The organism is Lysinibacillus sp. FSL K6-1151, from assembly GCF_038630755.1.
GTDB lineage: Bacteria > Bacillota > Bacilli > Bacillales_A > Planococcaceae > Lysinibacillus > Lysinibacillus fusiformis_D.
The window spans coordinates 1,930,274-1,948,680 of sequence record NZ_CP152040.1 but is presented as its reverse complement, the minus strand read 5'-3'; the positions used below and the strand labels follow the sequence as shown (position 1 = coordinate 1,948,680).

The window sequence follows — 18,407 nt, the reverse complement described above, 5'->3', positions numbered from 1 at the left end:
TTCCCTAAGTTCAACGGGCGTTTACACTGCTTTCGGTACAAGAAGAATTTAATCAGTTATGGAGGAAATCTACTATGAACAGTGTTGCTGTATTTTGCGGATCAAGTCTTGGCGCTTCTGATGCTTATCGTGAAGGTGCGATTCTACTAGGAAAAGAATTAGCTAAAAGACAAATTACCCTTATTTATGGTGGTGCTTCAGTTGGCATCATGGCTACAGTAGCGAATACCGTGCTACAAGAAGGTGGCAAGGTTATAGGGGTCATTCCTACATTATTAGAAGAACGTGAAATTGCGCATCAGCACTTAACCGAGCTGATTGTTGTGAACACGATGCATGAACGGAAAAGTAAAATGATGGAGCTAGCTGATGGCTTTATTGCCCTTCCTGGTGGTCCTGGTACTTTAGAGGAATTTTTCGAAGTGTTTACTTGGAATCAAATAGGGCTGCTTCAAAAGCCTTGTGCGATTTTCAATATGGAAGGCTATTTTGATTTATTAATCTCATTTTTTGACCATATGCAAAATGAACAATTTTTAAAAGCTCAAAATCGTGAAGCATTAATTGTCGCTGAAGACACTGCAACGCTTTTAGATAAATGTGAAAGCTTTGTTGCTCCGGCTGTGAAAACCTATGAATTAAGCAAATAGTGAAGTGGTAAGGTTGGCCCTAGGCGGGCTGATCTTACCACTTTGAAGTTTTTGACAACATCATTCCCCCACTTCCAAAATTAATTTATATTGGCGCAAGAACTGGGAGGCGACCGCGATTCTTAAAAGAAGATGGACTTGGTTATTTTCCGATTACTATTTACTATCATTTTATCGTAGACCACTAGTATGATGCTATATCTGAAGTCAATACTGTATTAATTTCAGATACGAGGGAAAAATCGTATTATACTGATCCAGCGGAAACAGCGTAACTGATCTCGATATTAGATAAGCTCGTAATGAAAAAGAAGTTCATTCCCTCATACAGATGCTTCTATCATTTTTTCTTTAGCGAATCCAGAGGAACGCTGTACAATAATTTTTGACTATGAAATCAAGCTACTTCAACGAATAAGGTGATCTTCGAATTTGTTCGATTTTCTCCTTGTTTTATTGATCCACCCTTTTTTCCCGCCTTTTAACAGCGATTACCGCAATAAGGACCGTCATAAGCTTTATTACTACCACAATGACATACAAACTGAATGAGAGTATGGCTGGTAATAAAACGACCCACCACGACCAAGCAATCACATCTGTTAGCTTTAAAACGACAAAGACAATGGTCAACACTTCTGCAATGCCCATCTTTTCACCACCCTACAACCTTTCTTGACTATGTAGTAACTATATCCCTTACGATATGGAACAACGCAGGAAAAAATTTCACTATTTTCTCTAAATGATATAACAGGAGGTCGTACTATGACGAATATTTTTGTAAAAAGTGAGTTTGCTCCGTTAAAAAGAGTTGTTATGGCTCAATCAGAGTTTGCTTTTCCCGCTACAGGCAATCCAACAGATGACGAATTTTTAACAGAAGAAACGCTAGCCATTTATGCGGGCGTTGATACGCTCGGTAAAAACTTCAAAGAGGTCTTTCCAGAAAGACAGCAGCAATGGGAATTAGAACGAGCAAATTTAAAAAAAGTACTTGAAAAATATGGTGTGGAAGTACAGGTGCCACGACTTTTAACAGATTATGAAAAAGAGCTAGGACAAGAGGATGGCTATAGCAATTTCTTTGTTCGTGATCCCTTTTTCACTATCGGTCATTTTTTAATTGAAGGCTCCCTTCGATTTCCTCATAGACGGAACGAAATCTTGCCAGTGCGTAATCTTTTAGCTCAGGAAGCAAACGATAACCAATGTTTCTATGTGTCCATTCCAAAGCCTGATATCGCAGACGGGCTGGATTCTGAGGCTGGCCCATTTTTAGAGGGTGGCGATGTGTTAGTGCTAGATAAAACGATTTTCGTAGGAAATTCAGGGCTAGCCTCCAATAAAAATGGCGTGCAGTGGCTGCGTAATTTAGCCAGTCATTTTGATTTTACAGTGGTCGAGGTTCCACTTCATCCAACGATTCTCCATCTAGACTGTGCACTTAGTTTGGTAAGGGATGGTCTGATGATTGTCTGCGAGGATGCTTTCTTAGAGGGAATCCCCGAACAGCTGAAGGATTGGGATAAAATTCATGTTTCCCTAGAAGATGCCTCACGACTTGCAACAAACGGTCTCCCTATCAATGAAGAGGTTTACATTACAGATAAAGAATTTACATGGATTGGCGAGCAATTAGTACAAAGAGGTCTCACTGTAGAATACGTTGATTTTAACATCTCCCGAAGCTTTGGTGGTTCTTTTAGATGTAGTACACAACCACTATTACGGACAAATGCATAGACATTATCCATCTCCCCTAAAAAATAATATGAATAATGAACAAGCTGAAATGGCACATTATTTATAGGAGGTGGACAAAAAAATGTCTAGAATTATTGGTGTGGAACAATCATTATCTAATATCGAGGATGCTTTAAAAGCAAAAGGCTATGAGGTCATCCAGCTTCGCAATGAAGAGGATGCCAAAAAATGTGATGCTTGTATCATTACAGGTCAGGACAGAGACGTGATGGGCATTAGTGATCCTGTCATGGCAGGCCCTGTCATTGATGCAGATGGCTTGTCAGCAAATGACGTCATTCAACGTGTCGAAAAATATTTCCACTAAAACAACAAGTGCTGTCACCATGTCACATTGACTGGGGATAGCACTTTCTTTTGTCATTCCTACATAATCTGTACTTATAATACCATGTGTTCTTGTCCAAACTACTATACATGAACTAGAAAAAGTAGGGAGACATATGAGTCAAAAAAATATTGCGATTGTTATTTTAATGCTTACGACTACACTACTCATGTCAGGCTGCTGGGATGTTACAGAGCCTCAACGAATGTATTATGTGCAAGGTGTTGGGGTTGATTATAAGGATAATGAATATACTGTGTACTTACAAATTATCAACTTTGCCAACGTAGCGAAAACAGAACAATCTAACCCTCAAGCCTCACCTACAGAAATTGGTCAAGCGAAGGGAAAAACAATAGAAGAAGCGATTTACAAATTATATCGTTCCATGGACCAAGAAGTATTTTGGGGGCATATGACCTATCTTCTTTTCTCAGAGAATGCGATGAAGGATGAGCATGCCATTGCTGTAATCGATACTTTTTTACGCTTTCGTGAAACTAGATATCATATTTGGGTCTACTGTACACAAGACCCAATCGAGGATGTTTTATTAGTTTCCCCTTTATTAGAGAAGTCACCGACTGCCGCGAAATTAAGTAATCCTAAAAATACGGCTAAGCAGGAGTCCTTTGTAGAGCCTGTTAATTTGCGACAGCTAGTGATTGGCTTAAATGAGCCAAACCATGAAATGAAAATCCCTTACGTAACTGTCAATGAAAACTGGGAAACCATAGATGGTACCAAAACAGAAACCGTTTTTACAGGTGTCGGTATCCTCTCAAAGGATAGTTTTAAAGGCTATATTAAAGGTAAAGCCGCTCGCGGTATTGAATGGATGAACGATGAAACAAAGCAAGGGGAAATCACTGTTAAATTGGAAAATAACGAGAAAAGTGATTTCTTAACTGTCGATATTCAAAAGTTAGATGTCGATGTCAAACCTATCGTCCAAAACAATCAAGTCCAATTTGAGGTGTATTTAAAATTCAACACAATTTTAAATGGCTTTAAAGGGAAGCTGACACCCGATCAAGTAAGAAAAAAAGTAGAAAAAGCAGTCAAAGATGAAATTATGGCTACCTTCGAGGAAGGCTTGAAAATGGATGCGGATGTCTTTCGCTTATCAGAATACCTCTACCGCGATAATGTAAAGGCATGGAAGAAACTAGAAAAGGATGGCAAAATTCCATTAACGAAGGATTCCATCCGTAAAATCGATATTCATATTAATAAAGTAAGCCCTGGCCGTAAAACATTTGAAGAGACCATCGCCGAATAATGGAAGAGACCACCCTTCTGGTCCTGCACCCCTAAAGTTAGAGTCAAAAATCTAAACTTTAGGGGTGTTTTTATATGGCGAAATACAGCGAAGAATTCAAAATACATGTGGTTAATAAATACATGAAAGGCCCTTTAGGTTATAAATTATTAGCGAAAAAACATGACATACCAAATCATTCGCAAATAAAGCGGTGGGTACGTGCCTTCAAAGAATTTGGAGAAGTTGGATTACGTAGAAAAGTAACAAAAAAGGCTTATTCTGTTCAATTCAAGCTCGATGTATTACACTTTATGAAACAAACAGGTGCTTCTTATCAAGATACAGCGATTGAATTTAACATGAATAATCCAGGCTTAATAGCGAACTGGAACAGTAAATTTTTGAAGGAAGGTATAGAAGGCCTGCAAGAAAAAGCGAAGGGACGGCCACCTATGTCTACTAATCCTAAAAATAAACCTGTCAAACAACCAAACACATTGTCTCGTGAAGAACAGCTAGAACGTGAAAATGAGCTTCTCCGATTAGAGATTGCGTACTTAAAAAAGTTAGACGCTTTCGAGGCGAATCTGGATGCCTTCCTCGAAAAGCACAAGCAGCGTTGGCATTCGAACTCAAAGAAGAAGGGTTCCGATTGAAAGATGTATTGAAAATCATTGAGATCCCAGAAGCAACGTATCATTACCATATTCAACAGTTAAAAAATGAAGATCCCAATCAAGAATGGAAAACGTTGATTTCAGCGCTATTTGAGAAGCATGAAGGTAGATATGGTTATCGCCGAATCCATGCAGAATTAAAAGCGCAAGGATACGTCATCAATCACAAAAAAGTACAGCGAATCATGAAGGAATTGGACTTAAAGTGTGTAAAATTCGTTCGTAAATCTCGTTATAAATCGTACAAGGGCAAGGTGGGTAAAGTCGCAAATAATCGATTAAACCGCCGTTTCAATACGCCAAACACTTTACAAAAACTGGTGACAGACGTAACAGAATTCAAGTGTACAGAAGATGAAAAACTTTATTTAAGTCCAATTATGGATCTCTATAATGGCGAAATTATTGGGTTTAGTATGTCTAAACGCCCAACATTGGATTTCGTATTAGAATCGCTACATCAAGTTCTACCAATTATTCAGAACCAAGCTACATATCGTGCAACAATTCATTCGGATCAAGGCTGGCATTATCAACATAATTCATGGGTGAAAACATTACGGCAAAACAAGGTTTTCCAAAGCATGTCTCGCAAAGCGACATGTGCAGATAATGCGGCGATGGAAAACTTCTTTGGCATACTTAAACAAGAGATGTATTACGGTGAAGTATTAATCCCGTTTGAAGAATTGAAGGAAAAAATCGAACGATATATCGACTACTATAACAATGAACGTATTAAACAAAAATTGGCTGGCATGAGTCCAGTAAAATACCGAACTCTAGCCCGCCAATTAGCTGCATAATAAAAACTCTAACTTTAAGGGGTCACTACCTCTTGGCGTGGTCTTTTTATCATGACAATATTTTTTTCATTTGTTCAAGGACTGCTCCCCTACTGATGCCTCCGTGATAACAAATCACCGCTTCAAGGTCGATATCTAGGCATTTCTGTAAAGACTGACGAGCTTCTTCTACGTCCAATGCAGTTGGTTCATGAACGCCCTCAATATGACCGTCTACACTATACATCGCGTCACCCGCCACCAATGTTTTACTCTGTGTTAAATACAGGCTAATATGACCTGGTGTATGCCCTGGTGTATGAATAACACGAATCCCGCCACAAAATGGTAGTTCTTCACCATCACTCAGCACCACATCCACCTTACCCTTCGGAGGGTTCTCTAAATGTCCATCTTTTACTAGCGGCAGCTCTCCTTGAATATAGGGCTTGTCGAGAGCATGTGCATATACTTGAACATGTGGCCCACACACTTGTAATAAATCAGGTAGACAGCCGATATGATCCACATCCTGATGCGTTAAGATAATCGCTTTGAGCTGATTTAACGACACACCCACCTGTACTATCACCTCATGCAGCTCTTCCATTTGCCCAGGAAAACCGGTGTCAATCAACACCGCCATGTCCTGGTCCCACACCAATGTAGGATGAATCACAAAGCCCTGATAATGGAGTTCCAGCATTGCTATCCCGTTCGCCATTTGCATAACACACGCCTCCTTCACCGTTTCTTATAAATTATGGCATTTAGCTAGTTTCTGTTTTTTAAACAGGATTCCCTGCTTTCTTCCTTTATTTTTATCATTCATAGTAAAAGGACCAGACATTTGAGACTGGTCCCTATTATTATATTACTGGTTCATTTTCTTATTGGTAATGTAATCGTAGTATACTAACAGGACAACAATAAGAAAGCTTAAGCTAACAAGACGGAAAATCATTGCTATACTCATCCATTCTGCTAAAATCCCTAAGAAAAATGCACTAACGCCAACACCAACATCAAAGCTTGAAAGAAAAGTAGCATTGGCTGCACCGCTTTTGGCTTCACTTACTTTTTGAACAGTCCATGTTTGTAAACATGGCATAACGGTCCCATAACCTGCACCGAATAAAATGGCTGCCAAAATAAGAGTGTGATTATTTGTTGTATAGGACAACACAATTAGTGATAAGAAACCAAGTGTTGCTGACACAATGATAATAGACCATGGTCCATTTTTATCAAACCATTTTCCTGTAAATGGACGTAATAAAGTGGAAACAATTGCGTTGATAAAAAAGAATAGAAAAATCTGATCTAATCCCTTTTGCTCTCCGAAAAGGACTAAGAATGTAATGACGGCTCCAAAACCAAGCGTCGTCACTACAGTCAATAAAGACTGAAACCATACATCTTTTTCAAAAATCGCTTCCATAAATCGAAATGGCTGCTTGTCAAATTGTTTAGGTGTAGCTGAATGAATAAATGGAAGCATTATGACCGCAAATAAACAGAGTAATGCAGATGACCAAATCAGCGTATGGAAGGAAAAGGAATTATACATAAGGATACCTAAACTTGGTGCAACAATAGCTCCGACTGTTGTTGAAACCGAGAAATAACCCATTCCTTCTCCTAATCTAGCTTTAGGAATGATATCTACAGCCATTGTACTATTGGCTGTAGTAGAAATCCCCCACGCTGTTCCATGGAAAAACCGTAACAATAGGAAAATCCAAATCGTGCTAAGAAAAGGATATAACATTGTAATCATCAGCAACATGATGCCTGCCCCAATAGCTAGATGTTTTCGCTTATGATCGATTAAATAATAACCTATAAAAGGTCTTATTATAATGGCGCCTAGTGTAAATACCGTCGTTACCAAACCTACTTGCATAGGAGTGGCGTTTATACTTAATAAATAGGCTGGTAAGATAGGCAGTAACATTTCAAATCCTATAAAAATGAAAAAATTACTTATAAATAGAAAAAGAAATGATGTAGTAAAAATGGGTTGTTTTTTCATAGTTAAAATTCCTCGCTTCTAATTGTTTTGCTAAATTAGAAGCGCTTGGAACACTGAAACATCCCTTAATTGCCTTAATTTTTTCAGCAATTAGCTCACCCTCTCTAAGTTTAATCACAACAAAAAAGACGCCATAAAACCGGCGTCTAGGCATTACTTTGTATCGTTTTTAAAATACGTTTTTCACGAATGACATACAAAGGCAAAAAGCTTCCGGTTACTGAGTTCTATATGGTGTTTTTCTAAAAAATCACAGACTGGTCCCTTTGAACAGTAATCATCTAATTGTAAAAATGTCTTTACTTCAACGGCAGTTCTTCTGAAAACAGTTTCCATCACATTTTGCCTCCTCTCTAAAAATCTATGAATAGCTTATTATAATTTAATACAAGTAACTCATAAAAGCAAATACAGCGTTTTTATTTATTGTTACATGGCATGTTTTATCGTTGCACAATATAGCCCACCTTACGAGGTACGACTACATTTTTCTTTTCCACACTTTTGATAGCTTCATCTACGGTCTTTGGTGTTCCCAAAAGCTCAAACATAGACATTTGTTTACTCATCTACATCCTCCTCTATTATGTCAAAAGGAATACGTTCTCTACTATTTGTATATGTTGAACGAATCAATTTTATACTAGAAAATTGTGTTCCCACACAGAGTGCTAGAGTAGTGATGATAACGAGTAAACTGTAATGTAGAAGCATTAATATCCACAATCCACCCTATCTGGTTCAGCTAAGGTTGCAACTGTTTGGAGTGGCTAACTGTTTAACCTTTATGCTTTAGAAATGCTAATAGATAAGCGATCCAAATGACTGTAAAATGTAGCGCAAGGAAGGTCCATCCAGTAAAAAAGATAGAATTGGAATAAGTGTTCAACAATGGAATTTCAGCTATTTCCGTAACTAACTGATTATGTTCAAACACGAACACTCTTAGCTCTTGTGCTTTTTTCAAAGTCAATGAATAGACAATACTTGGAAACAGAAAGGATAGCACTATCATGCTGTAAAATGGCATCGTCTTCATCGTTTTTAGAGCCAGTCTATTGGCAAGTTTATATGTACCCATAATGGAAACAATGAAGAACGGTGTGAAAAATACTAAGGGAAAGAGTCCTGGATTACCATTACTTATACCATTGGAGCTTCCTATCACAATTGGTTCAGTGAAAACATGTATAAGACTAAAAATGATAGCCGTTATGATTAGGCTGGTAGCATAGTAAAGCCATGATAATTTACTCATACTTTTCCCCCTCCTTGACTATTTATAAAGTTCTTTCATTGTTTCCATCCAATAATTTAACCTGCACATTGGACGAACCTCCACCATAAATAGGATGGGGAACTTTTGATAAATCGAGTAATTTCTTCAGATGAATCAATTTTTCACGATTGGCCTCGATTGTCACATGATATGGACCTGCTATATTCATAAGTGATGATATACGCACATCTTCTTTCGAGAAATGGCTATCTAAAAATACTAAATCAAATGACACAGCTTCATTGCTTCGATTATGTAAGATAAGGGTACAATCCCCATTCATTAAATCTTTGCTCACCATCTCAAAATCACAGTTGCCATCCCCTTTGTATGAAATGGCCATAATACCAGTAGCTAAGGTTTCTTGATACGCCATTATGAGAAAATGGGGTAAAAATGAATAGAGTAACACTACGGAAACAATTGTTGTAAGGTGATATTTGTTTATGCTCCTAGCTAGTAAAGTCATCGCAAATATAAATAAAATCGAGCCAATGATGCCGAGCAACACATAGCCATCTTGTGTTTGTATAGGAAACGACATAAAGGAAGATTGGGCATGCATCACTTCATTAGAAGGATATGGAAAAAAAAGACACATACATATACCTAAAATTACGATTGAACGAATAAGCGCCCTTTTATTATTAATCATTTTCTCCCCCCTCTCCAGAAAGTGTTTTGAAATTGTGTGGGCATTGCGAAGTCTCCTCACTTGTTACCAGTGCTATACCCATTAAGTGATGGTTAGATGATTTCTTATGTAACATACTCTCTCCCCCTTTTATACCTAAATATTTACATATACCGAATTTACCATATATACCCTAAATAAGGAATAAAGCCTTTTTAGCTCTAGACAAATGGCAAAATTGTTTTACCTTCTACACACCAACCGAAGAGTAATAAGTCAATCCGTCTCAAGGCGGAGAGATAACACCGTCTAAAGTGTGTTTCCAAAAACAAACAAAAACAATATAATAAAACCATAAAAGGAAATTATAAATAGGAAGAGGATGTTCATTTTGTTTACGAAAATTATATGGTGGGCTATAAATATTGTATGGTTATTGATTTTTTCTGCCCTCGCAGTATTTATTGGGGTAAGAAATGTTGATGCTGCTGGGATGGTGCAAACTCCTGCCATTAAAATGGTGTCATTCATTATTTTGGGCATCGTGTTTCTAGTTGTTATGCTCATTCAGCTCATTTTTCTCTATTTTATTAGGAAAACCACTACAAAGGTCTCTTGAAGAAGTACTGGATTGTCATCCCTAAATGACATAATAAAGAAGCGAGTGGCTATTTTAGCACTCGCTTCTTTTACTTTCTCACCTTGTCCCACACAACTCTCTAAAATTACAACCTCGACAATGCCATTTTTCTTGTGTTTGTTCGAAATCTTCCAAGTCCACAGGCTCGTTAGAAAAAATATCGGCTTGGTATTTTTTCATTGCTAAGACACTGCGTTGAAATGTATGCAAAATATTCTCCATATCGTAGGCAGTAAACCTATATTTCTTCCGTTTTCCCGTTAATAAATATTCGTTATAGACCTCGATTTGCTCCAAGGATACACGGTATTTTTGCTGAACATAGTAGGCGTAGAGCGCTAATTGCTGGCGGTCATCATCAGACTCCCCGCCCGTTTTCCAGTCAACAATAATCCATTTATCTGCTCGTTCATCATAATAATGAAAGTCCATGACGACGAATACTTGGATGCCGTCTATTTTCATCGAGCGGAATTGCTCTGGTTCCCCAATACGGAGAGCGCCCTTTTGTGCCGTGATTTGCTGGAATGTTTCGCTCATCAAAAAATGGTCAAACACAAGCTGTAAACGTTCTTTATAGTCCTGCACAAGCTCAGAAGAAAGTGTGCCGTAATAATAAATTTCCTGCATCATATAGTATTTATTCGGCTTTTGCCTCCAAAACTCCACATGGCGTGTAGAATCAATAAAGGCTGCATTAAGCTGTCCACGTGCCCCTTGCATCAGCTCCTCCAGTGTAGAAGCTTTCCCTGTCTGTAGATAATCATTAATGGCCTGTTCAATATATCGGTGGACAATTTGCCCAAATAAAATAGGCATCGATTGTAGCTTTTTTAAGCGATACACCTGTTGATGGTAAGGCTCTACATTATAGCTGAGCCAGCCGTTATGTGAAAAATAATATTCATAGCCATATTTGCGAGCGCAGCTTGTCAATGTTTTATGACGCGAGAGTGACCACGAAAAGGTTGGGTATGGTGTTATTTCAAACAGGACAATCGCCTCCTAAAGCTGATGGATAAAATCATAAAGAAGCTGTACAATCAGCACAATCGTTACGATCCGCAATAATAGCTTCACTTGGTTCGCTTTCACTTTTCTCGCAAGCACGAGCCCAATTTGTGCACCAATCGTTGAGCCAATCATCAAAATAAGTGTTAATGGCCATTCAATTTTTCCCGTCGCAATATACGTAATCGCCGCTCCTGAGCACATGGCAAATACCCCCACCCGTGAGAGCCCTACTGCTTTGATATAGGAAATCTTCTCATGTGCATATGTATAGAGAGCTAATGTGCTACTGCCAGGGCCAAACATACCATCATAAAAACCAACCCCAAGAAGGATTGGACCGTTTTTTCGATTCATTGTAAAGCATTCATTGTCACCAAAATCAGCTCCACCCATAAAGGACATGATGAGTGCAAAGCCTAGTAACATAATGGCAATGAACGTCAATGTTTGACTGCTCATGAACGAAGCGAAAAGTCCACCAAGTGTGCCTCCAATCAAGGATACAAGTAGGACAGCACGCATTTCTGTCCAGGCTAATTCTTTTCGTTTATAAATCGTATAAAAACTGGAAAAGGCACTCACCATATTGGACACTTTATTCGCGCCAATAGCCGAATGGACGGGCACGCCCATAAGCATCATGGTAGGCAAGGTAATTAAGCCGCCACCACCCACTAATGTGCCCACGACATTCCCAATGATGCCAATTAGTAAAAACAACAAGTATTCCATAGTATCCTTCTTTCTCTAACACAAAAAGCAATCATTCTATGTTACAGTATAACAGATTAACATTTTGAATGATGAGAAATGAGGGGCAAGGATGCATACACAACAAAAAACACCCACACCGCGCTTTTGTCACCAGCTGACTGTTATAGCGGCCACTATTTTTGGAGCTGGCATCACCGCCACTCTAATCCAATATTCAAAGCTCCCTGCAATGATTCCTGTCTTACAAAGCTTTACGAATGAGCAAGCCCAGTTTGGACCGAAAATTGCGATCTTTTATTTACCCTTTATCGCACTTATGCTATTTTTACTTTTACATTATTTAGAAATGAAAGCTGCCTACCCTGTCATGCGCAAAAATAAAGCACCCCTGTCCCATAGACAGCGACAAAATGGCATTATGACGTTTTGTCTCATAAAAAATAGTATATTATTATATTTTACTTATTCCCTTTTCAATGACCTGACAGTGGCACTAGGTCACGAGCGTATTTTACAGCAGTGGCATGCCTACCTATTTCTTTTCGTGTTAGGCATCCTCTTTATTGGTGGCATCGTACGAGGCATTTTGTTGGAAAAGAAAATGCGATAGTGTACCTCTTTATATAAGAATAAATTTAGGAGCATGTTGTTACACATGCTCCACTGAGACCTTAATTATTCAATAGAAGACATTAATTCAAAATAGTATTTTTTTTCATGCGTTTGATAAAGATTCAACCACGCCTGTAATGTTTCTAGTCTAAACACGTCAAGTAGCCTCAAAACATGAACAGCAAATTCCAGTGGGGCTGTACCTGATGCCGTAACTAAATTTCCATCCGTTGTAGCAGGGCCTTCCTCAAAATGTTTATCCCCTATATAATGTGGACAAAACATTTTCAAGTATTCTAAATCGTTGCTTGTATGTTTTCTTGAATCTAGCAAACCAATCTTTGCGAGACCCATAGTTGCGCCACATATTGCAGCTATGATAATTTCTTCGTTCAACGCTATGGATACTTTCTTCAATAGAGGATCATGTATAGACTCAAGCCATGTATTGCCTCCTGGAAGAATTAAGACATCCGTACTATTCAATTGACATTCATCAATGGAAATAGTAGGAAGTATTGTAATTCCTCCCATCGTAGTAACAGGGCTTCTATCAATACCTACCGTAATTACCTCAAAAGCCGCTAATCCTTTTTTAAAATACCTTCCTGAATTCAGTTCAGCAATTAAATAGCCTATTTCCCAGTCTGACATCGTATTAAATACATAAAGATACACTCTTCTTGTATGCATAATAACCACTCCTTTTAAATGAATTACGCTTATTATAAAAAAACTTCACTGACATTCTCCGTCAGTAAAGTTTTCAACTTGATAAAAATTAATTAGCTCATAAAGTACGTCAATCATTTTTTGCTTTAAGCTTATTGGTTCTACTATTTGTATTGATTTTCCATATGGTAATAGCAAATAGGGAACATATTTATGTAACGCTTCTTCCTCTACTAGAAATATCGCTTTCTTTGAGGTCCGTTCTTTGAGGTGATGCCTTAAAAACCAATGCTGACTTATGTCATCTACCGCATCCGTCTTACCACAAATGATGAAAGGCGTAAGCTCCCGTTTATCTTCTACTTGTGGTAGAATGCTTTTCATAAAAAAATCACTTGCCGAGAAAGGTTGTGGTCGCTGGAAGGTAATGGCTGTTTGGTTCATATTGATAATGCGGCTTACTTTAAAATTACGGATCTCCTTCCTTAAATGACAATAGGCAATGACATACCAGCTATTATTCCAATAAACTAAGCCATACGGGTTAATCAACCTATGTTTAGGTTGTTCTTCATTATTTGTACGGTACTCCATTTCAACAGATGTTTCGTTTACTATACTTTCCTCTATTTTTTTCAATATCGGCTCCATAGATGATTGAGCATTAGGACTTACAATTTCGAATCCTTCTAAATGTTGCTTAATCATTTCATCTTGCTCTTGATTTGAAAATTTTGTTAGCTTTGATGTTGCACTATTTAATGCCTCATCTAAAAAATAACCAGCTTCTTTTGCAAAAATAGCAGCATGAAGTAATGCCGCTTTCTCATCAATATCAAATAGAAGAGGACTTTTAATAAAATTATTCAACAGGGTATACCCTCCGTTATGACCTGCTTCTGCTATAATCGGTACACCACTGGCAGAAAGTGCGTCAATATATCGGTATACTGTCCTTATATTCATCTCTAATTTTTCAGCTATTTCTTTCGCGGTAATTTTCCTGCCTGCATGCAGCATCCATAGAATCTGCATCATATGATCAATTTTAGACAATCATTGTCACCTCATAAAATCATTTTTTCATTTATTGTAAGCTACACGAAAACAGGCTACTTGATACCGTATGTACTGGTTACCAAGTAGCCCAACTATTATTGAATGACCAAATCTTCTTCTAGTTGCTTGAAATTATGTATAAGACCATATTTCTGTATGCCACGAGCGTGTTCGATGCTCGCATCTGCAAATTGGCGAAACTTTGCTTGATCCTTTACTGTATAGGCATAGACTGCTTCGATTGCGGGTTGCATCCACGGTTGTGTTAGTTTATCACTTGTCATGTCAGCTGTTCTGCCTTCGAGAGCAGCGATATAACAATGTGCATAGCTAGCTAAAGGTTCTTTGCCAATTTTTGTTGCCGCTACTTTCGCGTCACCTAAGTTCTCTTCCATGATTGCTTTAATAAATTGATAATTATACTTTACGGCAGGTTGCTTGTAATAGTCGATGATAGCATCAACTGCACGAATCTGTTCTTCCTTCGTCTCATAAGCATTGGCATAAAGTGCAGCAAAGATGGGTTCTTTTCTATGTTTTTTCACCCATTTATCCACCTGCTCCATATTGTTGGTGCGATATAAAATATGTATATGACGATAAATTACCCCTATTGCGAATAACGCAAATATCCCGAGTGAGATGGATAGTCGAACACCTGCTAATGACAGCGTAATCGCTAAGATAATAACCGCTCCATAAAAGAATGTTAGATTTACAATTTTCATATTGCCTCCTACTGTAATTTTCTACGCATTTTACGAGAAAAAATATAGCCTGCCCCTATAAAAAAGATCAAGGCCATCACTTTCATGATTGGAATAATAAACAGCTTGCTAATAAGGAATACAACGATAATATAGTAGACAACCATAGCTAGTAAAAACAATGTTAGCTTATTCACGAGGCTCACTACCTTCCTTTAGAGCCGCTTCAATCGCCGCTAACGCTTTTGGTCCCATCCCATGTAAATGAGCTAGTGTCGTAAGGTCCACTTTTTCCAGCTGCTTCAATTCTGTATAACCCGCTGCCTGTAATGCACGAATTGCTGGTTTTGCTACTCCCTTAGGCCATTCTGTCATGCTTGCACGTCCCTTCACGAAAAAATCTTCTCTGCCCTATTATGCAAGCGTCCGCCAAGAAATGCAAATAAGTCAAAATGTCATCATGATAGCATTGGAAACATAGAAAAACCTGCTGCTACCAAAATCGCGATACTATGAAGCCTCCTGTCATCCGTTCATTCATCTATCATATGACATAGCCCGCAAATGCCGTCATAAGCACGGCTAACAAGGTCACATGAACGGAAAGTGTCCCCACAACATAGCTCAGCCAAACACGATGCCCTGCATGAAATTGCTCATTTGAAAACCAAAAGGCTTCGCCAATCTCTTTTATAAAAAGCGATTTCTTTGTCCTTTCAATCATTTTCATTTATACTCAATTACAGATAATAAGGGTCTGTAATATATATAATAAAGCAATGGAGGCTATATCGATGGATAAACTATCAACACATTTATTAGAAAAGGCACGTACATATGAGCAAAGTACTCGTATTTCGGTGCCTGCCTATGACACATTATTTGCCGTGGCTCAAGCCTATTTCCGTTCTCATTTAGGTGAACAAGAGGCATCCCTGCTAGTTGTGGGGGCTGGCGGTGGCAATGAACTTTCCGCATGGGGACCAACGAACCCTCTGTGGACATTCACAGGCATTGACCCAGCTGAGGAAATGCTCCAAATCGCTCAACACAAGGCCGTACAACTCGAATTAGAAAGCCGAGTTCGACTGCTACAAGGAACTATTGAGAGCTTGCCACAAACCACGCCAAAATTCGATGCGGCCAGCTGTATCCTCGTCCTTCATTTCATTGTAGATCGTCAGGAAAAACTACATCTACTACAAAACATTCACGATCAATTAAAGCCCGGAAAACCATTCGTCCTTGCTTGTGCCTATGGAGACCGAGAAAGTGACGAACTACAAGATCGTATCAAAATCTGGCAAAGTGGCTTTTTAGACGCTGGCTACACAAAAGAGAAAGTAGAAAATATGGGTAAAGTCATCATGAATATCTCTTTCATTTCCGATCAAGAAATCCAACAATTATTAAGTGAAGCTGGATTCAAAAACATTACCCGCTTTTTCACCTCTGGTCTTTTCGCAGGCTGGATGAGTCATGCCTAACACAAGGCCCCGCTATGTCTAATTAGACATGGCGAGGTCTAGCACTTTCGTCCTTTTATGAGCAATCCCATCACCAACCAATCGAGCTCCACGCTTAAGCAACCATACAGCTTAATTACCAATAAATACTATAATAATAGACATTGTTATCAATCGTCATGCCCATCTTTTCATAGAGCTTCTGTGCATTGATGTTATCCGTTGCAGTTTCAAGCATCATGTAACGAGCATTTTCCTGCTTACAGTAGACGTAGCATTGTTCCATTAAAGCCTGTGCCACCCCTTGTTGTCTGGCTTGTTTGGCGACAAATAAATCGTTTAAGATAAACGCTTTTTTCATGGCTACGGATGAAAAGAGAGGAAATAATTGAGCGAACCCTACTGCCTCATCCTCCTGATACGCAAGAAAAATAATGGACTCTGCCCGTTCTATTCGATCACGTATAAATTGCTCCGCTTTCTGTATATCAGACAATTGCCCATAAAATTCCCGATAGGCATTAAATAAAGGCACAACATCCTCAATGGTCGCCTGTGTCACTGTACAAATTTTCATGTTTCGATTCCCCATTTCTTTTTCATTGTCCTTCTTATATGATGGTAGTAAATAATCTGACATTCCAAAAGAAACAATTTCAAATATTTCAACATGTCAAGGTGGTATCATATGGATGACTTTATCTTTCTATTAACAGAAAAAGAGGCTAAATATAAACAAGTGTATCAGCAAATGAAAATACTCATTACACAAGGAACACTTCAAACAAACGATTCTCTGCCCTCCATTCGAAAATTAGCAGAAACGTTACAGGTTAGCCGTAATACAACGTTAACTGCTTACGAACAGCTTGTAGCTGAGGGATATATACGTGGAGAAGGACGCAAAGGCTATTTCGTCAATGCATTAGAGCCAGTTTTCTTGCAGGAACAGGAACAGCCAGTTCTATCACAGCCAACCAGCAACACAACATCATTGCTTGTAGATTTTCGTGCTGGGGCTGTTGACCAGACATATTTTCCTATGAAAACATGGCGTCAATTAGCCAATCAAGTATTACAGGAACCATCATGCTATCAATATGGAGAGCTATTTGGAGATCCCTTGCTCAAGGAGCAGCTTGTCCCGTATTTACTACAAGCAAGAGGCGTATCGACAACGAGCGAAAATATCATGATCGGCAGTAGCACACAGCAAATGCTACTGTATGTGGGCTTTTTATTAAAAGATCATTTTCCAAGTGTTCTTTTAGAAGACCCTGGCTATAATGGGGCGCGTGAGGCCTTTCAGTTACATCGTTTTGTCATAGAAACATTGCCAGTAATGGAGACTGGGGCACAACTTGATATACTTAAACATTGTCAATCACGCTTATTGTATGTCACCCCTTCACATCATTTCCCATACGGTGTGTCCATGACCATTCAGCAGCGACAAACCTTAATTCAATGGGCGCAGCAAGTCAATGGCTATATTCTTGAGGATGATTATGATGGCGAATTTCGCTATACACAACAACCATTTCCTGCCCTTGCCTCGATCGACCCTTCAAAGGTAATCTATCTCGGCACCTTCTCAAAATCGTTTTTACCTGGTGTACGATTAAGCTATATGGTCTTGCCGAATACGCTAGTACAGCCATTTAAAGAGCGCTTTGCTCATTTTGAACAAAATGCCTCGTCCCTTCATCAACGGACAATGGCCCAATTCATGGCACAAGGGGAATGGACACGTCATATTAAACGAATGCGCTTGACGTATAAACAAAAAATGCAGCACCTTGTTCAGGAGCTGCAACGACAATTTGGTCCACAAATAGCTATATTGGGCGAGCAATCGGGGCTTTATATAGTAGTGAAGGTCAAGTCTCCCCTTTCAGAACAACAGCTCATCCAGCGAGCCGAGACTTATGGTGTGAAGGTTTATCCGACAAGCCCGTTTTTTATTAATCAAACAAGTGAGGACCCATTGCTACAATTAGGATTTAGTAAGTTAACAATGGAAGAAATCAAACTGGGTGTCGAACGGCTAAAAGAGGCGTGGCAGCCATAACTGTCAACGTTATGGCTCTCCCCCTCGCGCACT

Annotated in this window: 25 protein-coding genes; 10 read left to right on the top strand and 15 right to left on the bottom strand. The window is 38.8% G+C overall.

Annotated elements, in window-relative coordinates; translation table 11 throughout:
* The first annotated feature begins 74 nt into the window (after positions 1–74).
* Positions 75–650, top strand: a complete 576-nt coding sequence (locus tag MHI04_RS09285; RefSeq protein WP_271913091.1) for a TIGR00730 family Rossman fold protein — start codon at positions 75–77, stop codon at positions 648–650.
* Positions 651–1,103: 453 nt separating this feature from the next.
* On the opposite strand, the gene MHI04_RS09280 is transcribed toward MHI04_RS09285, so the two are convergent.
* Positions 1,104–1,301, bottom strand: a complete 198-nt coding sequence (locus MHI04_RS09280) for a Fragile-X-F protein (protein ID WP_036127503.1) — start codon at positions 1,299–1,301, stop codon at positions 1,104–1,106.
* Between the two features lie 117 nt (positions 1,302–1,418).
* On the opposite strand from MHI04_RS09280, the gene MHI04_RS09275 reads away from it, so the two are divergent.
* The 5 genes from MHI04_RS09275 (at position 1,419) to MHI04_RS09255 (ending at position 5,492) form a co-directional block, all read left to right on the top strand.
* Positions 1,419–2,396: an arginine deiminase family protein gene (locus MHI04_RS09275; RefSeq protein ID WP_342535576.1), complete on the top strand. Its 978-nt coding sequence runs from the start codon at positions 1,419–1,421 to the stop codon at positions 2,394–2,396.
* A gap of 82 nt (positions 2,397–2,478) precedes the next feature.
* Positions 2,479–2,724, top strand: a complete 246-nt coding sequence (locus MHI04_RS09270) for a YkuS family protein (RefSeq protein ID WP_036127519.1) — start codon at positions 2,479–2,481, stop codon at positions 2,722–2,724.
* A 136-nt stretch (positions 2,725–2,860) separates the two neighbouring features.
* Positions 2,861–4,027: a Ger(x)C family spore germination protein gene (locus MHI04_RS09265; RefSeq protein ID WP_342535575.1), complete on the top strand. Its 1,167-nt coding sequence runs from the start codon at positions 2,861–2,863 to the stop codon at positions 4,025–4,027.
* A 74-nt stretch (positions 4,028–4,101) separates the two neighbouring features.
* Positions 4,102–4,665, top strand: coding sequence for a helix-turn-helix domain-containing protein (locus MHI04_RS09260; RefSeq protein WP_342535574.1), 564 nt, complete (start codon positions 4,102–4,104; stop codon positions 4,663–4,665).
* Positions 4,551–5,492 carry an IS3 family transposase gene (locus MHI04_RS09255; protein WP_342535766.1) on the top strand — a complete coding sequence of 314 codons (942 nt, stop codon included), beginning with the start codon at positions 4,551–4,553 and terminating at the stop codon, positions 5,490–5,492. Before MHI04_RS09260 ends, MHI04_RS09255 begins: the two co-directional genes overlap by 115 nt.
* Before the next feature lie 49 nt (positions 5,493–5,541).
* On the opposite strand, the gene MHI04_RS09250 is transcribed toward MHI04_RS09255, so the two are convergent.
* From MHI04_RS09250 to MHI04_RS09230, 5 genes are all read right to left on the bottom strand, one after another.
* The gene (locus MHI04_RS09250; protein WP_342535573.1) at positions 5,542–6,201 is read right to left on the bottom strand and encodes an MBL fold metallo-hydrolase; all 660 of its coding nucleotides are present in this window, start codon (positions 6,199–6,201) and stop codon (positions 5,542–5,544) included.
* A 144-nt stretch (positions 6,202–6,345) separates the two neighbouring features.
* Positions 6,346–7,506, bottom strand: a complete 1,161-nt coding sequence (locus MHI04_RS09245; protein WP_342535572.1) for an MFS transporter — start codon at positions 7,504–7,506, stop codon at positions 6,346–6,348.
* A gap of 443 nt (positions 7,507–7,949) precedes the next feature.
* Complete coding sequence (locus tag MHI04_RS09240; protein ID WP_255358833.1) at positions 7,950–8,075, bottom strand: hypothetical protein; 126 nt, start codon at positions 8,073–8,075, stop codon at positions 7,950–7,952.
* A 209-nt stretch (positions 8,076–8,284) separates the two neighbouring features.
* The gene (locus MHI04_RS09235) at positions 8,285–8,764 is read right to left on the bottom strand and encodes a hypothetical protein (protein WP_342535571.1); all 480 of its coding nucleotides are present in this window, start codon (positions 8,762–8,764) and stop codon (positions 8,285–8,287) included.
* Positions 8,765–8,786: 22 nt separating this feature from the next.
* Positions 8,787–9,440, bottom strand: a complete 654-nt coding sequence (locus tag MHI04_RS09230) for a hypothetical protein (RefSeq protein ID WP_342535570.1) — start codon at positions 9,438–9,440, stop codon at positions 8,787–8,789.
* A gap of 370 nt (positions 9,441–9,810) precedes the next feature.
* On the opposite strand from MHI04_RS09230, the gene MHI04_RS09225 reads away from it, so the two are divergent.
* Positions 9,811–10,038, top strand: coding sequence for a DUF3923 family protein (locus MHI04_RS09225; RefSeq protein ID WP_089932368.1), 228 nt, complete (start codon positions 9,811–9,813; stop codon positions 10,036–10,038).
* 78 nt (positions 10,039–10,116) lie between these two features.
* Here MHI04_RS09225 and MHI04_RS09220 read toward each other — a convergent pair whose 3' ends face one another.
* Together MHI04_RS09220 and MHI04_RS09215 are read right to left on the bottom strand one after the other, a co-directional pair.
* Positions 10,117–11,043 (bottom strand): PD-(D/E)XK nuclease family protein, encoded by a 927-nt coding sequence (locus MHI04_RS09220; RefSeq protein WP_342535765.1) that lies wholly within the window; start codon positions 11,041–11,043, stop codon positions 10,117–10,119.
* Between the two features lie 21 nt (positions 11,044–11,064).
* Positions 11,065–11,805 (bottom strand): sulfite exporter TauE/SafE family protein, encoded by a 741-nt coding sequence (locus tag MHI04_RS09215; protein WP_058844977.1) that lies wholly within the window; start codon positions 11,803–11,805, stop codon positions 11,065–11,067.
* A 91-nt stretch (positions 11,806–11,896) separates the two neighbouring features.
* On the opposite strand from MHI04_RS09215, the gene MHI04_RS09210 reads away from it, so the two are divergent.
* The gene (locus MHI04_RS09210; protein ID WP_271913078.1) at positions 11,897–12,397 is read left to right on the top strand and encodes a DUF1648 domain-containing protein; all 501 of its coding nucleotides are present in this window, start codon (positions 11,897–11,899) and stop codon (positions 12,395–12,397) included.
* 65 nt (positions 12,398–12,462) lie between these two features.
* On the opposite strand, the gene MHI04_RS09205 is transcribed toward MHI04_RS09210, so the two are convergent.
* The 6 genes from MHI04_RS09205 to MHI04_RS09180 form a co-directional block, all read right to left on the bottom strand.
* A complete protein-coding gene (locus MHI04_RS09205; RefSeq protein WP_271913077.1) occupies positions 12,463–13,092 on the bottom strand; it encodes a type 1 glutamine amidotransferase family protein in 630 nt (209 codons plus the stop codon).
* 45 nt (positions 13,093–13,137) lie between these two features.
* Positions 13,138–14,127 carry a YafY family protein gene (locus MHI04_RS09200; protein WP_342535569.1) on the bottom strand — a complete coding sequence of 330 codons (990 nt, stop codon included), beginning with the start codon at positions 14,125–14,127 and terminating at the stop codon, positions 13,138–13,140.
* Between the two features lie 98 nt (positions 14,128–14,225).
* Positions 14,226–14,858 carry a hypothetical protein gene (locus MHI04_RS09195; RefSeq protein ID WP_058844974.1) on the bottom strand — a complete coding sequence of 211 codons (633 nt, stop codon included), beginning with the start codon at positions 14,856–14,858 and terminating at the stop codon, positions 14,226–14,228.
* An 8-nt stretch (positions 14,859–14,866) separates the two neighbouring features.
* Entirely contained in the window at positions 14,867–15,034 is a 168-nt protein-coding gene (locus MHI04_RS09190) for a hypothetical protein (RefSeq protein WP_170829807.1), read from the bottom strand.
* A complete protein-coding gene (locus MHI04_RS09185) occupies positions 15,027–15,212 on the bottom strand; it encodes a hypothetical protein (protein WP_036127572.1) in 186 nt (61 codons plus the stop codon). The genes MHI04_RS09190 and MHI04_RS09185 overlap by 8 nt, the downstream gene beginning before the upstream one ends.
* A 169-nt stretch (positions 15,213–15,381) precedes the next feature.
* Complete coding sequence (locus tag MHI04_RS09180; protein WP_271913075.1) at positions 15,382–15,561, bottom strand: hypothetical protein; 180 nt, start codon at positions 15,559–15,561, stop codon at positions 15,382–15,384.
* Between the two features lie 70 nt (positions 15,562–15,631).
* On the opposite strand from MHI04_RS09180, the gene MHI04_RS09175 reads away from it, so the two are divergent.
* The gene (locus tag MHI04_RS09175) at positions 15,632–16,324 is read left to right on the top strand and encodes a class I SAM-dependent methyltransferase (RefSeq protein ID WP_342535568.1); all 693 of its coding nucleotides are present in this window, start codon (positions 15,632–15,634) and stop codon (positions 16,322–16,324) included.
* A gap of 115 nt (positions 16,325–16,439) precedes the next feature.
* On the opposite strand, the gene MHI04_RS09170 is transcribed toward MHI04_RS09175, so the two are convergent.
* Positions 16,440–16,880, bottom strand: a complete 441-nt coding sequence (locus MHI04_RS09170; protein WP_340809792.1) for a GNAT family N-acetyltransferase — start codon at positions 16,878–16,880, stop codon at positions 16,440–16,442.
* A 111-nt stretch (positions 16,881–16,991) separates the two neighbouring features.
* Between MHI04_RS09170 and MHI04_RS09165 the strand changes: the two genes are divergently transcribed.
* The gene (locus tag MHI04_RS09165; RefSeq protein WP_342535567.1) at positions 16,992–18,374 is read left to right on the top strand and encodes a PLP-dependent aminotransferase family protein; all 1,383 of its coding nucleotides are present in this window, start codon (positions 16,992–16,994) and stop codon (positions 18,372–18,374) included.
* Positions 18,375–18,407 lie beyond the last annotated feature (33 nt).

What these genes read in the sequence shown, in the direction of transcription:
- MHI04_RS09285 (WP_271913091.1), top strand. Translation starts at nt 75, where the DNA reads ATGAACAGTGTTGCTGTATTTTGCGGATCAAGTCTTGGCGCTTCTGAT.
- MHI04_RS09280 (WP_036127503.1), bottom strand. Translation starts at nt 1,301, where the DNA reads ATGGGCATTGCAGAAGTGTTGACCATTGTCTTTGTCGTTTTAAAGCTA.
- MHI04_RS09275 (WP_342535576.1), top strand. Translation starts at nt 1,419, where the DNA reads ATGACGAATATTTTTGTAAAAAGTGAGTTTGCTCCGTTAAAAAGAGTT.
- MHI04_RS09270 (WP_036127519.1), top strand. Translation starts at nt 2,479, where the DNA reads ATGTCTAGAATTATTGGTGTGGAACAATCATTATCTAATATCGAGGAT.
- MHI04_RS09265 (WP_342535575.1), top strand. Translation starts at nt 2,861, where the DNA reads ATGAGTCAAAAAAATATTGCGATTGTTATTTTAATGCTTACGACTACA.
- MHI04_RS09260 (WP_342535574.1), top strand. Translation starts at nt 4,102, where the DNA reads ATGGCGAAATACAGCGAAGAATTCAAAATACATGTGGTTAATAAATAC.
- MHI04_RS09250 (WP_342535573.1), bottom strand. Translation starts at nt 6,201, where the DNA reads ATGCAAATGGCGAACGGGATAGCAATGCTGGAACTCCATTATCAGGGC.
- MHI04_RS09245 (WP_342535572.1), bottom strand. Translation starts at nt 7,506, where the DNA reads ATGAAAAAACAACCCATTTTTACTACATCATTTCTTTTTCTATTTATA.
- MHI04_RS09240 (WP_255358833.1), bottom strand. Translation starts at nt 8,075, where the DNA reads ATGAGTAAACAAATGTCTATGTTTGAGCTTTTGGGAACACCAAAGACC.
- MHI04_RS09235 (WP_342535571.1), bottom strand. Translation starts at nt 8,764, where the DNA reads ATGAGTAAATTATCATGGCTTTACTATGCTACCAGCCTAATCATAACG.
- MHI04_RS09230 (WP_342535570.1), bottom strand. Translation starts at nt 9,440, where the DNA reads ATGATTAATAATAAAAGGGCGCTTATTCGTTCAATCGTAATTTTAGGT.
- MHI04_RS09215 (WP_058844977.1), bottom strand. Translation starts at nt 11,805, where the DNA reads ATGGAATACTTGTTGTTTTTACTAATTGGCATCATTGGGAATGTCGTG.
- MHI04_RS09210 (WP_271913078.1), top strand. Translation starts at nt 11,897, where the DNA reads ATGCATACACAACAAAAAACACCCACACCGCGCTTTTGTCACCAGCTG.
- MHI04_RS09205 (WP_271913077.1), bottom strand. Translation starts at nt 13,092, where the DNA reads ATGCATACAAGAAGAGTGTATCTTTATGTATTTAATACGATGTCAGAC.
- MHI04_RS09195 (WP_058844974.1), bottom strand. Translation starts at nt 14,858, where the DNA reads ATGAAAATTGTAAATCTAACATTCTTTTATGGAGCGGTTATTATCTTA.
- MHI04_RS09185 (WP_036127572.1), bottom strand. Translation starts at nt 15,212, where the DNA reads ATGACAGAATGGCCTAAGGGAGTAGCAAAACCAGCAATTCGTGCATTA.
- MHI04_RS09180 (WP_271913075.1), bottom strand. Translation starts at nt 15,561, where the DNA reads ATGATTGAAAGGACAAAGAAATCGCTTTTTATAAAAGAGATTGGCGAA.
- MHI04_RS09175 (WP_342535568.1), top strand. Translation starts at nt 15,632, where the DNA reads ATGGATAAACTATCAACACATTTATTAGAAAAGGCACGTACATATGAG.
- MHI04_RS09170 (WP_340809792.1), bottom strand. Translation starts at nt 16,880, where the DNA reads ATGAAAATTTGTACAGTGACACAGGCGACCATTGAGGATGTTGTGCCT.
- MHI04_RS09165 (WP_342535567.1), top strand. Translation starts at nt 16,992, where the DNA reads ATGGATGACTTTATCTTTCTATTAACAGAAAAAGAGGCTAAATATAAA.